13 protein-coding genes and 1 pseudogene are annotated in these 14,995 nt (G+C 60.6%); 7 read left to right on the forward strand and 7 right to left on the reverse strand.

From position 1 onward, the window contains the following. Nucleotides 1-4: 4 nt before the first annotated feature. The gene (gene hemB / locus AD669_RS26170; protein WP_053124924.1) at nucleotides 5-1,018 is read right to left on the reverse strand and encodes a porphobilinogen synthase; all 1,014 of its coding nucleotides are present in this window, start codon (nucleotides 1,016-1,018) and stop codon (nucleotides 5-7) included. A 207-nt stretch (nucleotides 1,019-1,225) separates the two neighbouring features. Between hemB and AD669_RS26175 the strand changes: the two genes are divergently transcribed. Beyond that, a complete protein-coding gene (locus AD669_RS26175; protein ID WP_053124926.1) occupies nucleotides 1,226-1,894 on the forward strand; it encodes a DedA family protein in 669 nt (222 codons plus the stop codon). Here the strand turns inward: AD669_RS26175 and AD669_RS26180 are convergent. After that, nucleotides 1,875-3,110, reverse strand: a complete 1,236-nt coding sequence (locus AD669_RS26180) for a sterol desaturase family protein (RefSeq protein ID WP_053124928.1) — start codon at nucleotides 3,108-3,110, stop codon at nucleotides 1,875-1,877. The two genes, AD669_RS26175 and AD669_RS26180, sit on opposite strands and share 20 nt — an antisense overlap. Nucleotides 3,111-3,225: 115 nt before the next feature. Between AD669_RS26180 and elbB the strand changes: the two genes are divergently transcribed. Then, nucleotides 3,226-3,894: an isoprenoid biosynthesis glyoxalase ElbB gene (gene elbB, locus AD669_RS26185; protein WP_008084520.1), complete on the forward strand. Its 669-nt coding sequence runs from the start codon at nucleotides 3,226-3,228 to the stop codon at nucleotides 3,892-3,894. Nucleotides 3,895-4,019: 125 nt separating this feature from the next. Here elbB and AD669_RS26190 read toward each other — a convergent pair whose 3' ends face one another. Together AD669_RS26190 and AD669_RS26195 are read right to left on the reverse strand one after the other, a co-directional pair. Next, complete coding sequence (locus AD669_RS26190) at nucleotides 4,020-4,475, reverse strand: YaiI/YqxD family protein (protein ID WP_053124929.1); 456 nt, start codon at nucleotides 4,473-4,475, stop codon at nucleotides 4,020-4,022. A gap of 134 nt (nucleotides 4,476-4,609) precedes the next feature. Continuing rightward, on the reverse strand, nucleotides 4,610-6,508 hold the full coding sequence (locus AD669_RS26195; protein WP_053124931.1) for an FTR1 family protein: 1,899 nt from the start codon (nucleotides 6,506-6,508) through the stop codon (nucleotides 4,610-4,612). A 178-nt stretch (nucleotides 6,509-6,686) separates the two neighbouring features. Between AD669_RS26195 and AD669_RS26200 the strand changes: the two genes are divergently transcribed. The 5 genes and pseudogenes from AD669_RS26200 (at nucleotide 6,687) to AD669_RS26220 (ending at nucleotide 11,444) form a co-directional block, all read left to right on the forward strand. Then, nucleotides 6,687-8,090, forward strand: a complete 1,404-nt coding sequence (locus AD669_RS26200; protein WP_053124933.1) for a COG3014 family protein — start codon at nucleotides 6,687-6,689, stop codon at nucleotides 8,088-8,090. A 195-nt stretch (nucleotides 8,091-8,285) separates the two neighbouring features. After that, a pseudogene (locus tag AD669_RS26205) lies at nucleotides 8,286-9,680 on the forward strand (COG3014 family protein). A 15-nt stretch (nucleotides 9,681-9,695) separates the two neighbouring features. Then, nucleotides 9,696-10,070 (forward strand): YcfL family protein, encoded by a 375-nt coding sequence (locus tag AD669_RS26210; RefSeq protein ID WP_007911131.1) that lies wholly within the window; start codon nucleotides 9,696-9,698, stop codon nucleotides 10,068-10,070. A 36-nt stretch (nucleotides 10,071-10,106) separates the two neighbouring features. Then, nucleotides 10,107-10,694, forward strand: coding sequence for a penicillin-binding protein activator LpoB (gene lpoB / locus AD669_RS26215; RefSeq protein WP_016772610.1), 588 nt, complete (start codon nucleotides 10,107-10,109; stop codon nucleotides 10,692-10,694). Nucleotides 10,695-10,697: 3 nt separating this feature from the next. Further along, nucleotides 10,698-11,444, forward strand: a complete 747-nt coding sequence (locus AD669_RS26220; RefSeq protein ID WP_053124935.1) for a hypothetical protein — start codon at nucleotides 10,698-10,700, stop codon at nucleotides 11,442-11,444. 198 nt (nucleotides 11,445-11,642) lie between these two features. On the opposite strand, the gene rhtB is transcribed toward AD669_RS26220, so the two are convergent. The 3 genes from rhtB to AD669_RS26235 all read right to left on the reverse strand — a co-directional run bounded on the left by rhtB (nucleotide 11,643) and on the right by AD669_RS26235 (nucleotide 14,960). Next, nucleotides 11,643-12,275, reverse strand: coding sequence for a homoserine/homoserine lactone efflux protein (rhtB, locus tag AD669_RS26225; protein WP_053124937.1), 633 nt, complete (start codon nucleotides 12,273-12,275; stop codon nucleotides 11,643-11,645). Nucleotides 12,276-12,468: 193 nt separating this feature from the next. Then, on the reverse strand, nucleotides 12,469-13,050 hold the full coding sequence (locus AD669_RS26230; RefSeq protein ID WP_053124939.1) for a mechanosensitive ion channel family protein: 582 nt from the start codon (nucleotides 13,048-13,050) through the stop codon (nucleotides 12,469-12,471). Next, nucleotides 13,050-14,960, reverse strand: coding sequence for an ATP-binding cassette domain-containing protein (locus tag AD669_RS26235; RefSeq protein WP_053124941.1), 1,911 nt, complete (start codon nucleotides 14,958-14,960; stop codon nucleotides 13,050-13,052). The genes AD669_RS26230 and AD669_RS26235 overlap by 1 nt, the downstream gene beginning before the upstream one ends. Nucleotides 14,961-14,995 lie beyond the last annotated feature (35 nt).

Below are 14,995 nucleotides of genomic sequence, written 5' to 3' on the forward strand. Positions count from 1 at the left end.
AGGGCTATTTCTGCTCTCGTAACAATTGAGCGGCACGGACAGCAAAGTAAGTCAGGATGCCATCTGCACCGGCACGTTTAAAGGCGGTCAGTGATTCGAGAATCACCGCCTCACTCAACCAGCCATTCTGGATCGCCGCCATGTGCATGGCGTATTCGCCACTAACCTGATAGACGAAGGTCGGCACTTTGAAGGCATCTTTTACCCGGAAAAGAATGTCCAGATACGGCATGCCCGGTTTGACCATGACCATGTCCGCGCCTTCAGACAAGTCCGCACCGACTTCGTGCAGCGCTTCGTCGCTGTTGGCCGGATCCATCTGATAAGAGGCTTTGTTGGCTTTGCCGAGGTTCGACGCTGAACCCACGGCATCGCGGAACGGGCCGTAGTAGGCGCTGGCGTACTTGGCCGAGTAGGCCATGATCCGCACATTGACGTGGCCAGCAATTTCCAGCGCTTCGCGAATCGCCTGAATGCGACCGTCCATCATGTCCGACGGCGCCACCACCTGTGCGCCAGCTTCGGCATGGGACAACGCCTGACGCACCAGTGCGTCGACGGTGATGTCGTTCTGCACGTAGCCTTCTTCGTCGAGAATGCCGTCCTGACCGTGGGTGGTGAACGGGTCGAGCGCCACATCGGTGATCACGCCGAGTTCCGGAAAGCGCTCACGCAAGGCGCGAGTGGCGCGCTGGGCGATGCCTTCAGGGTTCCACGCTTCAGCAGCGTCGAGGGATTTCAATTCAGGAGGCGTGACCGGAAACAGCGCCAGCGCCGGAATCCCCAGGTCGACCCACTTGGTGGCTTCTTCCAGCAGCAGGTCGATGCTCAGGCGCTCTACGCCGGGCATTGAGGCCACGGCTTCGCGACGGTTCTCACCGTCGAGCACGAACACCGGCAGGATCAGATCATCAACCGTCAGCACATTTTCCCGTACCAGCCGACGCGAAAAATCATCGCGGCGGTTGCGACGCAAGCGAGTGGCGGGGAACAGACGGTTGGCAGGGGTAAAGCTCACGGCGGACTCCTGAGCCCGCGCAAACGGGCGAGCGTGACAGTTATAGACGGCCATTATGACGAACAGATTACAGTTGTGTGAGGCCTGTGGCACGTAGCCGGATTCCATTCTTATTGTAGGAATTGTTCACGTCGAGACACATTTGGACACTTTCATGAATGTGTCCGAAGGGTTAGGCTGCGCGTTCATTTCGCCAGCACCCAGACAATGCTCCAACAATTTCTGCATGACTTCGGCTACTTTGCCTTGTTTCTTGGCACGTTCTTCGAAGGCGAAACCATCCTGGTGCTCGCGGGCTTCCTCGCGTTCCGTGGATACATGGACATCAACCTGGTGGTGGTCGTGGCGTTCTTCGGCAGCTATGCCGGCGATCAGCTGTGGTACTTCATGGGGCGCAAGCACGGGCGCAAATTGCTCGCGCGCAAACCGCGCTGGCAGATGATGGGTGACCGCGCGCTGGAACACATTCGCAGGCACCCGGACATCTGGGTGCTGAGCTTCCGCTTCGTTTATGGCTTGCGCACGGTGATGCCGGTGGCGATCGGCCTGTCGGGTTATCCGCCGGGACGCTACCTGCTGCTGAACGGCATTGGCGCGGCGATCTGGGCCACGGCGCTGGCCGCTGCGGCTTACCACTTCGGCGCGGTGCTGGAAGGCATGCTCGGCAGCATCAAGAAATACGAGCTGTGGGTGCTTGGCGCCTTGCTGGTGCTCGGTGTTGGCCTGTGGCTGCGCCGCCGCTTCAAGAATGCGCGTCTGGCGAAGAAGATCTACGAAGACGAGCAAATTGCAAAAGCTGAACAAGCTGCCAAGGCTGAGCAACTGCAACTCGCCGAGCCAGCCAAGTCCGCCGAACCTAAACCGCCAGTCGAGTAACGCGCTGACGGCAGCTATACAGCCCGATGCCGCTGAGCAGGCTGTACCCGAGCAAACCAGCCCAGATCATCGGGCTGGCCGGCCACAATCCAACCAGCGGCGCCAGCCACACCAGCGGCACGTTCAACCCCAGCCGCAACAGCTCGACCTTCAATGCCCACGGGCGATTCTCCAGGCTCACGCCTAACGCAAACACCCCGAACGTCACCGCGCCCCAACCAAGCAACAGCGCGGCGGTCGGCAGACTGCGCTCCAGATTCATCAGATAACTGCCCAGCGCGATGTACACGCAAAACTGCAGCGCCACGTAGCATTGCTGGCGACGCCCGAGCGGCACCTCGAATTTGCGGAACTGCGCCAGATCCGGCTTGCTTATCGGGTACTTCGCCGCCACATCCGCCGGGCGCCAGCCGGTGCGCATAAACCAGATGCGCAGCTTGTCCCAGTTGCGCTCGGCGCGACGCGCGTCATCCCACAATTGCGCATAAAACTGCAGGTTGGCCCACAACGGATTCCAGCTCGCCAGCGGCGTGGTCACGCCGAAAATCACCGGCTCGTTGTCGTCCTCTTCCTGAAACGTGCCGAACAGACGATCCCAAAGAATGAACACTCCGCCGTAGTTGCGATCCATGTAGAGAGCGTTCTGTGCATGGTGGGCCCGATGATTGGATGGCGTGACGAAGAACCACTCGAACCAGCCGAGCTTGGGAATGTGTTGGGTGTGGACCCAGAATTGATAGAGCAGGTTCAGCGCCGCGACGCTGACGAACACCAGCAACGGCACGCCGAGCACCGCCATCGGCAGGTAGAAAATCCAGCCGAGCAGAAACCCGGTGCTGGTCTGGCGCAGCGCGGTGGAGAGGTTGTACTCCTCGCTCTGGTGATGCACCGAATGCGCGGCCCAGAGGATGTTGCGTTCATGGCCCATGCGGTGCAGCCAGTAGTAACAGAAATCGTAGAGGACGAAGGCCAGCACCCAGACCCAAACGCTGTTCGCTGGCAGTTTGAACAGCGCCAGATGCTCGAGGGCGAAGGCGTAGGTCAGCAGCCCGACGCCTTTGGTCAGCAGCCCGGTGGTGGTCGACAACACGCCGGTGCTGATGCTGTTCACCGCATCGGCGAGGTGATAGTTGCTCACCCCGCGCCAGCGGTCGGCGATCAGTTCGAGCGCAATCAACACGAGGAAAAACGGCACCGCATACAGAATCAAGTCCATGACGCGCCCTGCTCGCAATCGTATGAACAGATCCTAGGTGTAGCCGCCCGTTTACCCTATGGCAACGCGCGACAATTTAGTGGACATTTAGCGCCATGAATCTGGAGAGAAACCCATGAGCAAAAAAGTTGCAGTGATCCTGTCCGGCAGTGGCGTGTACGACGGCGCCGAGATCCATGAAAGCGTCATCACCCTGCTGCGCCTTGATCAACGCGGCGCGCAGGTACAGTGCTTCGCCCCGAACATCGCGCAATTGCACGTAATCAACCACCTGACCGGCGAAGAAATGCCCGAGACCCGCAACGTGCTGGTCGAGTCGGCACGGATTGCCCGTGGCAACATCAAGGACATCCGCGAAGCCGACGTCGATGACTTCGATGCGCTGATCGTGCCCGGCGGTTTTGGTGCGGCAAAGAACCTGTCGAACTTTGCTGTCGAAGGCGCCGGCTGCAGCGTGCAGCCTGAAGTACTGGCGCTGGCCGAGGCGTTTGCCGAAGCGGGTAAACCGGTGGGTTTGATGTGCATTTCGCCGGCTCTGGCCGCGAAGATCTACGGCCCGGGCGTGACCTGCACCATCGGCAATGACGCCGACACCGCCACGGCGATGAACAAGATGGGCGCGACGCATGAAGATTGCGCCGTGACCGAGATTATCGAGGACAAGGCGCGCAAACTGGTGACGACCCCGGCTTATATGCTGGCGCAGAACATCAGTGAAGCGGCTTCGGGGATCAACAAACTGGTCGACCGCGTGCTCGAACTGACCCACGAAAACGACGCTTGATCCCCCGCAGCACACAAAACCTAATGTGGGAGCGAGCTTGCTCGCGAAAGCGGTGGGTCATTCAACACAGAGTTGTCTGATCTAACGCCTTCGCGAGCAAGCTCGCTCCCACAGGTATTGGGTGATTACGTGTTGCGCGCCAGGCGCGTGAGAATCCGGTCCAGCGCATTGGCAAACGCCTGCTTCTCGCGATCACCGAACGGTGCCGGGCCGCCGCTCATCTGGCCTTGTTCGCGCAGATCGGTGAACAGGTTGCGCACCGCCAATCGCTCGCCCATGTTCTGCGCATCGAATTCCTTGCCGCGCGGATCCAGCGCCGCCACGCCCTTCTTCACCAGCCGGTCGGCCAGCGGGATATCGCTGCAAATCACCAGCTCGCCCGGCACCGCGTGCTCGACCAGATAATCATCCGCCGCATCCGGCCCGCTCGGCACCACGATCAGTTTGACGATGGCCAGTCCCGGCTTGATCTGCGGCTGCCCGGCCACCAGCACCACTTCATACTGGCGCTTGAGCGCAAACTTCACCACCAGATCCTTCGCCGCCCGTGGGCAGGCGTCGGCATCGATCCATACACGCATTTTGTTTACCTCATAAAGCAAAAGATCGCAGCCTGCGGCAGCTCCTACAGAGTGCGCGTCGCGCCGCAATATTGCGACATGCGCGGCCCCTGTAGGAGCTGCCGAAGGCTGCGATCTTTTAAGGGATCACCCAATCAAGCAGCCGAAATCCGCTTCTTCTCAGCCACCCAACTACGCCCATACAACACAACAATCGCCAGAATCGCCACCGCTTGCGCCGTCAACGAATACGCATCGGCATGAATCCCCAGCCAGTCAAACTCAAAGAACGCCACCGGCCGCGTACCGAAGATCCCGGCCTCCTGCAACGCCTTCACGCCATGCCCGGCAAACACCACCGACAGCGCGCAGAGCAGCGCCGCGTTGATGCTGAAGAACAACGTCAGCGGCAGTTTCGCCGAACCGCGCAGGATCACCCACGCCAGACCGACCAGCAGCACCAGCGCCGTCGCACCACCGGCGAGTACCGCGTCATGCCCGGCAGGACCTGCCTGCAACCACAGGGTTTCGTAAAACAGGATCACTTCGAACAACTCGCGATACACCGAGAAGAATGCGAGGATCGCAAAACCAAACCGGCCGCCACCGCCGACCAGACTGCTCTTGATGTAATCCTGCCAGGCTGCGGCGTGGCGACGATCGTGCATCCACACGCCCAGCCACAAGACCATGACGCTGGCGAACAGCGCCGTCGCGCCCTCGAGCAATTCACGCTGCGAACCGCTGACATCGATCACGTACGCCGCCAACGCCCAGGTGCCGAGACCGGCCAACAGCGCCAAGCCCCAACCGACGTTGACGCTGCGCACCGCCGACTGCTGGCCGGTGTTGCGCAGGAAGGCCAGAATCGCCGCCAGTACCAGAATCGCTTCCAGGCCTTCGCGCAGCAGAATCAGCAAACCGGAGATGTAGCTCAGCGACCAGCTCAAACCATCGCTGCCGAGCAACCCGGCGGACTCCTTCAGTTTGGCCTTGGCCGCGTCCAGACGCTGCTCGGCCTGTGCGACCGGCAAACCGTCCTGCAACGACTGACGGTAAGCCATCAGCGATTTTTCAGTGTCCTTGCGTACGTTGGCGTCGACGTTATCCAGCGAACTCTCAACCAGCTCGAAACCTTCCAGATACGCCGCCACCGACAGGTCGTAAGCCTGATCGTGTTCACCGGCGCGGTACGCCGCCAGACTCTTGTCCAGCGTCGCCGCGGTATAGTCGAGCAACTGCGCCGGGCCGCGTTTAACCTGCGGCGGTTGCGCTCGCTGCGCACGGAAAGTCGCCGCCGCTTGCGGGCCTTCAGCGCCCTGCACTTCGGCCGGGGTCTGGCGCGCCAGATCGGCGATGTTGTAGGTTTTCTCGGATTGAGCGGCCGCTGCATCGGCGCTGAAGCCGGCAATGTAAGTGGCCAGATCCCAACGCTGGCGATCGTCGAGTTGATCGGCGAACGCTGGCATGTCGGTGCCTTCGACGCCTTGGCCGAGGGTGCTGTAAATCGCGTACAGACTCAGGTGATCCATCCGCGCCGCCGCACGCAGATTGGCCGGCGCCGGCGACATGCCGACACCCGCCGGGCCATTGCCGAGGCCGGTATCGCCGTGGCACACCGAGCAGTTCTGCGCATACAACGGCGCGCCACGGCTCGGATCCGGGGTGATGATCGGCGCCTGACTGACTTCATACGCCACGGCCAGTTTCGCGCCCAGTTGCCGCGCCTGACGGGCGACTTCAGCGCCGTCCTGCTTCGCGGTGATGGCCGCACGCAACGCGGTGACGCCCTGCTCCAACGCAGCCTTTTCAGGCTTGGCCGGCATGTCGGCGATCAAGCCTTGCAGCGCTTGGGTGAATTCCAGCTGCTCGCGGTATTCGGCGTCATCGACAACTGTGCCCGCCTCGACCGTCGGCGGGTAATCCGCGCTGATGTAATCGAGCAGGTGCAGCGCTTGTGGCGCGCCTTCCACGGTATCGGCCAGCAGATTGAGGCTGCTCAGGGCAAACAAAGGGAACAGCAGCCAGGCCAGAAATCGGGACGAGGCAGTCATGAAGAAGTCTCAAGGGGAAATACGGAGTTACATATTGTTCACTCCGGCGCCATTTCCCTCAAGCTTTGTCGGTGTTTGATATGTTTCAGCGCTGAATTCGATGACCACCTCGGGGCGCCAACCGCCCCTATAATGCGTCACCTCCCAGCCTTTGCCGTTCAAGGAAGAACCCGCCTCCATGCGCCATTGCCTGCCGTTCTTCCTGCTGTTCAGCGCCATCGTGCAACTGAGCGGGTGCGCCGCTTACCGCAATTACGATGAGGAAATGCAGCAAACCATCAACCAGATGGCCAAGGGCGACCTCAACGAAGCGCTGTACGTGCTGAAGGTCAACAATCCCTGGGAAGACAAGGATCTGCTGTATTACCTGGAGCGAGGCGCGATTCTCAGCGCCGGCACCGCCCTGCCAAAAAGTCAGGAAGCCTGGCGCACCGCTGAGCAGATGGTTATCCAGCGTGAAGACGCCGTGCCCTCCGCGCCCATGAAACTGTTGACCCGTTTCGGCAATGAGATGGGCACGATGCTGGTCAATGACAAGCTTCTGCGTTACGAAGGCTACGACTACGAAAAGGTCATGCTGACCACCGAGATGGCCCTCAATCAATTGGCAGACAACGATTTCGACGGGGCCCGCGCCGACATCAAGAAAACCCACGAACGTGAAACCCTGATTGCCCGCCAGCGCGAACGGCAATACGAAGAGGCTGAAGAGCAAGCCAAGCAGCAAGGGATCAAACTGCATTACAAAGACCTGCAAGGCTACCCGGTCGCCGTCCTCGACGCCCCACAGGTCATCGAGCTGAAGAACGGTTACCAAAGTGCGTTCAGCCATTATCTGGCCGGTTTCACCTATGAAGCCTTGGGCGAACGCACGCTCGCGGCGCCGGGTTATCGTCAGGCGATCGAGTTGCGTCCGGGTGTGCCCTTTCTCGAAAGCGCGTTGCGCAATCTCGACAAGCCCGGGCCGGACGACGATGAAAGCGAAGTTCTGATCGTGGTGCAGAGCGGTTTCGCCCCGGCGCGCAGCTCGGTGCAAGTGCCGATTCCGGTGCGGCTCAACGAAAACCTGACGATTGTTGCGCCGATCTCATTTCCGGTGATGCTCCCCGACACCCTCACACCGCCGCTGACGCACATCGTCGTCGACGGTAAACAGCAGAAACTGACGATGATCAACAGCGTCACCGACATGGCCATGCGTACCTTGCGCGATGACATGCCGCAGATCATTTCGCGGGCGATGTTCCGCGCCAACATGGCCGCCATCGGCCAGGCGGAAAAGAACGAGCGCGATCCTTCCAAGGCTTCGCTGGTAGTCACCGATCCCGACCCTTTCGAAGAGGCTGACACGCGCACCTGGCGCACCCTGCCGGACAAAACCCTGGTCGCCCGACTGCGCCTGAAAAAAGGCCTGCACCGCGTGCGTTTTCCCTACGAAGGTGCAGAGGGCGGCCTGACCGTGCGCATCGACCAAAGCCACCAGCTATTGAGCCTGCGGGTGTTTTTGTATCAAGGCTTTTTCATCGGTTCGTCGTGGCTGTTCCCCGAAACACCGGCAGCGGCCGTAATAGCACCTAACTAACCAGTGCAATTAAAAAGCTATTACATCGCCATCATCCCGCGCTTATAATGCCGCGCCTTCGCTATGGCGAAACGGCATTAAAGCTCCTCTGGTTATGAGGAATTGGCAGGAGGCCAGCGCCACTGTCGATCGGTCACAACAGCCCGACCAGCACACGCGGCTGCATTTATCTGCACTCAGGGAAGACGTCACCCCATGGCATTCCGCGCCCCCACTCTGATCGCGCTCAGCGCCGTCACTCTGCTGTCCGGCTGTTCGGCCTTTCGCAATTACGATTCGGAACTGGCCCAGACCAATCAGCAACTGGCCTCCGGCAACGTCGACGCGGCGCTGACCCTGCTGGAAAAGAACAACTCCAGCGCGGACAAAGACCTGCTCTATTACTTCGAGAAAGGTGAGTTGTTGCGCGCCAAGGGCGACCTGTCCGGCAGCCAGAACGCCTGGACCAGCGCCGACGTGGTGGTCGGTCAGTGGGAAGATTCGGTCAAGCTCGACACCGGCAAGTAGCTGGCCCAGTTCGGCAGCTTCATCGTCAACGACAAGGTGCGTCGCTACGAAGGCTACGACTACGAAAAAGTCATGCTGACCACGCAGATGGCCCTGAACTTGTTGGCGGTCAACGATTTCGACGGCGCCCGCACCGCGATCAAAAAGACTCACGAACGTGAAGCGGTGATCGCCGACCTGCGCGACAAGGAATACCTCAAGAGCGAAGAAGAGGCCGAGAAAGAAGGTGTCAAGACGCAGTACAAAGACCTGCAGGGTTACCCGGTCGCCAGCCTCGACGCGCCGGAAGTGGTCGGCCTGAAGAACAGCTACCAGAGTGCGTTCAGCCATTACCTGGCCGGCTACGTATACGAAGCGCTGGGCGAAAAAGACCTCGCCGCGCCGGGCTACCGCAAAGCCGCCGAACTGCGCCCGAACACGCCACTGCTGGAACAAGCGCTGATCGACCTCGACAAGCCGTCGAAGTCCGATGACAGCGACATCCTGATCGTGGTGCAAAGCGGTCTGGCCCCGGCGCGTGATTCAATCCGCATCCCGCTGCCATTGCCGATTGCCAACAACGTGGTAATCACCCCGCTGTCGTTCCCGATCATCAAAGCGGATACCTCCACTGCGACTTTTGCGCAGATCGGCGTCGACGGTCAGCAAGTCAATCTGACCGCACTCAACAGCACTACCGCCATGTCTCGCCGCGCCCTGCGTGATGACATGCCGGGCATCATCGTACGCACCACCGTGCGCGCGATCACCAAAGGTGTGGCGCAAAAGAAACTCAACGAAACCAGCCCGCTGGCCGGTCTCGCCGTGGGTATTTCTTCAGCTGTGCTCGAAGGTGCCGATACCCGTACGTGGCGCACCCTGCCGGACAACACCCAGGTGGTGCGTCTGCGCTTGAAGAAAGGTGAGCATCAGGTCACCCTGCCGAGCGCCGTCGGCGGCTCGGTGGTCAAAGTCACCATCGATCAGCGTTATCAAGTGATCAGCCTGCGCGCCGTCGGCAACCAGGTGTTCGCCGGCGGTATCGCCGCCCACGTGATGCCGAGCGCCAGCGCGACCAACGTCGCCAGCCTCAAACAACCTTAAGAACGGAGTCTTTGCATGCGCTTCAAACTCATCGCCGTCGCCGCCCTCGCCTTGCTGGCCAGCGGCTGCGCCACCCCGCCACCGCCTGAGCCGGGCAGCGCCGCGAGCAAAGTCGTGGCCATGGGCCCGCAGAAACACATCGTCGTCGGCGCCATGCGCGTCGCCCGCGAAAACGGTTTCATGACGGTCAATGTGCAGTTGAGCAACACCCTCAACAGCAACAAGATTTTCTACTACCGCTTCGCCTGGCTCGGTGCGGAAGGTTTCCCGATCGCCGAAGAAGAAGTCTGGAAAAGCCAAATGATGTACGGCGCCCAGACCAGCTTCATTCAGGGCATCGCCCCGACCCCGAAAGCCGTGGACTTCCGTCTGGAAATCAAGACGCCGTAAGCCCGCCACCCTATTCCTGATTTAGAGAGCATTCCCATGTTTGCACGCTTTTCCTGCATCGCCGTCATCGCCCTGCTGGCCTCCGGTTGCGCCAACACTTCGCCGACCCTGGGCAGCAAGAACATCAGCTACGGCGACACCAAAGCGGTTGAAACCGTGACCAACGAATTCGGTTCGACCGACCTGCAAATGATCGCCGAATCGATGACCCGCTCGCTGGCCCAGTCCGGCATCCTGCAGGGCCGTCCGGTGGTTCAGGTCTACGACGTGAAGAACAAGACCAGCGAGTACATCGACACCCGCGAAATCACCACCAGCATCAAGACTCAGCTGATGAAGACCGGCGTAGCCCGCTTTGCCAGCGACAACAATGCGATGCAGAGCCAGGTTGACCAGCTCAAGCTGCAAAACCAGAGCGGTCTGTACAAGAAGAGCACCGTGGCCAAGACTGGCAACATGGTTGCCGCCAAGTACCGCATCGAAGGTTCGATCAGCTCGATCGTCAAGCGCAGCAGCGACTACAAGGACGTCTTCTACAAATTCAGCCTGCAATTGATCGACGTTGAAAGCGGTCTGGCCGAGTGGATGGACGAAAAAGAGATTCGCAAAACCACGGAGCGTTAATTGATGCGCGCATGGATTGGCATGATGGCCCTGGCTTGCGCGTTCAGCGTGCAAGCGGCCCCGAAAGTTGCGGTAACGGATCTGGCGTATCAGGAGCGTGTGGAGCAATACATCCACATCGTTTCGGCGCAGAGCAGCCATCGCGAGGGTTACTACAGCGCGAGCGGCTCTTCGAGCTACAACGAGATCGAAGCGAGCACCAGCTACATCGAACAAGGCGAGCTGCGTAAATTCACCGGTGACATCAAGGGTGAAATTCTGCGTACCGGCATGTTCCAACTGGTGCAGGGCACGCCGTACACCGCGTCGTCCAAGGGTGACGTCTACGACGTGATCAAGCGGATCAAGGCCGGCAATTTCAAGGGCGCCGACTACGTGCTGTTCGGTACCGTGTCGGACATCGACTTCACCCAGGACATCAACGAACTGGCGAACACCGACAGCTATTCGGCGGTGCTGGCTTTGACGTTGGTGGCGGATTTCAGCCTGATCAATACCAAGACCTTCGAGATCACTTCGGCCTTCACAGCGATGGGCGAAGCGCAGGACACCAAACTGGTGAACCACCGCGACATCAAGATCTCGCTGAACCGCCCACGGGTGGTGCGTGATGTGTCGAAAGCGTTGGGTGAGGACGTGGCCGGGCAGCTGAGCATGCAGCTCGGTGGTGGCGACGGTTATGAACAGCCGCGTGAAGCACCGCAGCGCAACAATTTGCCGCGTGATACTGCGCCGGTGATATTGCGCTGATTGCAGGCCTGCACAAATTTGAAGTGAATTTTGTGCTGGGGACTTTTCTGCTGAGGACTCTTGTGCTGTGGACTTTGTGGTGAGGGGATTTATCCCCGATGGCTCGCGAAGCGGGCCCCCTCTTGATCTTAAAAGAAGGGGCCGCTGCGCAGCCCATCGGGGATAAATCCCCTCACCACATTTGTGTATCTGTGAGGTTCAGGCGGCTGCTTTGCGCAGCGTCGCCATAAACGCCGCCGCGCCGATGAACAGCCCGGCAAAGGTGCGGTTCATGCGTTTCTGCTGCTGCGGTGTGCGCAACAGGCGCAGCACCTTCGACGCCAGACCGGTGTAACCCGCCATCACGATCAGGTCGACACAGACCATCGTCACGCCAATCACCACGTACTGAATCAGCAGCGGCGCATGCGGATTGATGAACTGCGGCAGCACCGCGAGCATGAACACCAGGGCCTTGGGGTTGCTGATGTTCACCAGAAAGCCTCGGAACACCAATGCCAGCGGCTTGCCGATCGGCCGCACCGCTGCGTCATCGCTCATGTCCATGGGCTGCGCGCGCCATTGCTTGATCGCCAGATACACGAGGTAAGCGACACCAAACCATTTGATCGCGTGGAAGGCTGTGGCCGAAGCGGTCAGGATCGCGCCAACACCGGCGCCGACAATCGCGATCTGCACGGCCAGACCGATTTGCAGGCCGAGGGCGTTCCAGTAACCACGCCAGAAACCGTATTGCAGACCGCTGGACATCGACGCAATGGCGCCAGCCCCCGGGGACAGACTGATCACCCAGCAGGCGGCAAAAAACGCCAGCCATGTTTGAAGCTCCATCGCACACCTCGACTCATGCTCGTGACAAATGCCTAAGCTAATGCGGGTTTGAATGGATGACTACCGATTTTTTGCTGAATGTTGCAGGTGCTCCTGAGGGCCCCTTCGCGAGCAAGCTCGCTCCCACAGTAGACCGCGATCAAATGTGGGAGCGAGCTTGCTCGCGAAGGCGTCAGAACAGACGCCGCAGAATCTACTTCTCGAAACCGCTAGACGGAAACACATCCGTCCCGCGCCAACGCCGCACCGAGCGCTGGAAGAACAAACTGTTCGGTACCTGCACCATCGCGCTGCCAGTCCCCAACTCTTCCGCCTCGATCAGCGTGGTGTAGAGCAGATTGATCGCCACCACCCGGCCCTTCACCCCTGGCTTGTCCGTGGTGTCGACCAACTCAACGATATCGCCCAGCCGAAACGGCCCGACCGTGAAGATCAGAATCGCGCAAAGCAGATTCGACAGCACACTCCACATCGCAAAGAACGCCACCGCCGCTACCGCGACGAAACCCGACAGCGCCGTCCACAACACCGTGGCCGAGACACCGAGGCGCTCCAAGACGAAGATCAGCGCGCTGCCCATGATCAGCCAGCGCAACACGCCGCGCAGCGGCACCAGCAACTGCGGTGGAAACGGATAGCGCTCGCCCAATCGGGTCAGGCCTTTGGCAACGAAGCGCTGGGTGAGATAGCCGGCGAGCAAGATCAGCAGAATCTGCACGGTAAACCAGATTGGCTCGACCCACACCGCCGGCAGCGGCAGCTTGAACGCTTCCATCAGGACAGCGCCTCCAGCTCCGCCTGCATGCTTTCCAGCACCTCGAGGGCTTCCATCCACGCCTCTTCCAGCTCGCCTTCGCGAACTTTCAGCTTGGCCTGTTCGGCGAGCAGATCACGCAATTCGTTCTTGCGCGCCGGCTCGTAGATGTCGCTGTCGCCGAGGCTGGCATCAACCTTGGCGAGCTTCTCGTGGAGCTTGCCCAGTTCAGCTTCAAGCTTGTCAGCTTCACGCTTGTGCGGTGCCAGTTGCTGACGCAGAGCAGCGGCAGCCTGCCGCTGAGCTTTCTTGTCGGTCTTGTCCGGGTTGACCGGAGTGTTGCTGACCGGCGCGTTGCGCTGACGGTATTCCACCAGCCAGCGCGCGTAGTCTTCGAGGTCGCCATCGAATTCTTCGACCTTGCCGTCCGCGACCAGGTAGAAGTTATCGGTGGTGCTCTTGAGCAAGTGCCGATCGTGAGATACCACCAATACCGCGCCGCTGAATTCCTGCAGCGCCATGGTCAGCGCCAGGCGCATTTCCAGGTCGAGGTGGTTGGTCGGTTCGTCCAGCAGCAGCAGGTTCGGGCGTTCCCAGGCGATCAACGCCAAGGCCAGACGCGCCTTTTCGCCACCGGAGAAATTCAGCACCGGCTCATCGATGCGCGCGCCACGGAAGTCGAAACCGCCGAGGAAGTCGCGCAAGGTCTGCTCGCGTTCGCTCGGCGCCAGACGCTGCATGTGCAGCAACGGGCTGGCCTTGGAATCCAGCGAGTCGAGCTGATGCTGAGCGAAGTAGCCGACCACGGTGTTTTCACCACGGGTCAGACGCCCGGCGATCGGCGATAGCTCACCCGCGAGGTTCTTGATCAGCGTCGATTTACCCGCGCCGTTCGGCCCGAGCAGGCCGATCCGCGCACCCGGGGTCAGTTGCAGCTTGACCTTCTCGAGGATGGTTTTGTCGCCGTAACCGAGGCTGGCATCGGACAGGTCGATCAGCGGGCTGGAGATCTTCGTCGACTCGCGGAAGACGAAATCGAACGGCGAATCGACGTGGGCCGCCGACAACTCTTCCATGCGCTCCAGGGCCTTGATCCGGCTCTGCGCCTGACGGGCCTTGGTGGCTTGCGCCTTGAAGCGGGCGATGTAGCTTTCCATGTGCGCACGCTGCGCCTGCTGCTTCTCGTAGGCCTGTTGCTGCTGGGCCAGACGCTCGGCACGGGCGCGCTCGAAGGCGCTGTAGCCACCGCGGTACAAGGTGATCTTGCGCTGATCGACATGCGCGACGTGATCGACGACTTCGTCGAGGAAATCACGGTCGTGGGAAATCAGCAGCAAAGTGCCCGGGTAGTTTTTCAGCCACTCTTCGAGCCAGATGATGGCGTCGAGATCCAAGTGGTTGGTCGGTTCGTCGAGCAGCAACAAGTCCGACGGACACATCAACGCTTGCGCCAGGTTCAGACGCATCCGCCAGCCGCCGGAGAAATCCCCGACCTGACGATCCATCTGCTCGTTGGTGAAACCGAGACCGGCGAGCAACTTGCGCGCCCGCGCATCGGCGGTGTAACCGTCGGCGCTGTCGAGTTCCGAGTGCAGACGGGCCTGAGCGGCACCGTCATGCGCGGCTTCGGCAGCGGCGAGGTCACGTTGCACCTCGCGTAGACGCAGGTCGCCATCGAGCACATAGTCGACGGCAAGGCGCTCGAGCGTCTCGATTTCCTGGCGCATGTGGGCGATGCGCCAGTCAGCCGGCAAGAAGCAATCACCCGAGTCGGGGTGCAGTTCGCCCCGAATCAAGGCGAACAGGCTCGATTTGCCGGCGCCGTTGGCACCGATGAGGCCGGCTTTGTGGCCGGCGTGCAGGGTCAGCTCGGCGTCTTCTAGCAGACGTTGCGGGCCACGCTGTAAAGTCAGGTTCTGAAGTCGGATCATAATGGCGGCGGAGTCTACCAGCTTCGCTCACAACT

The organism is Pseudomonas sp. P1.31, assembly GCF_001269815.1.
GTDB classification, from domain to species: domain Bacteria; phylum Pseudomonadota; class Gammaproteobacteria; order Pseudomonadales; family Pseudomonadaceae; genus Aquipseudomonas; species Aquipseudomonas rustica.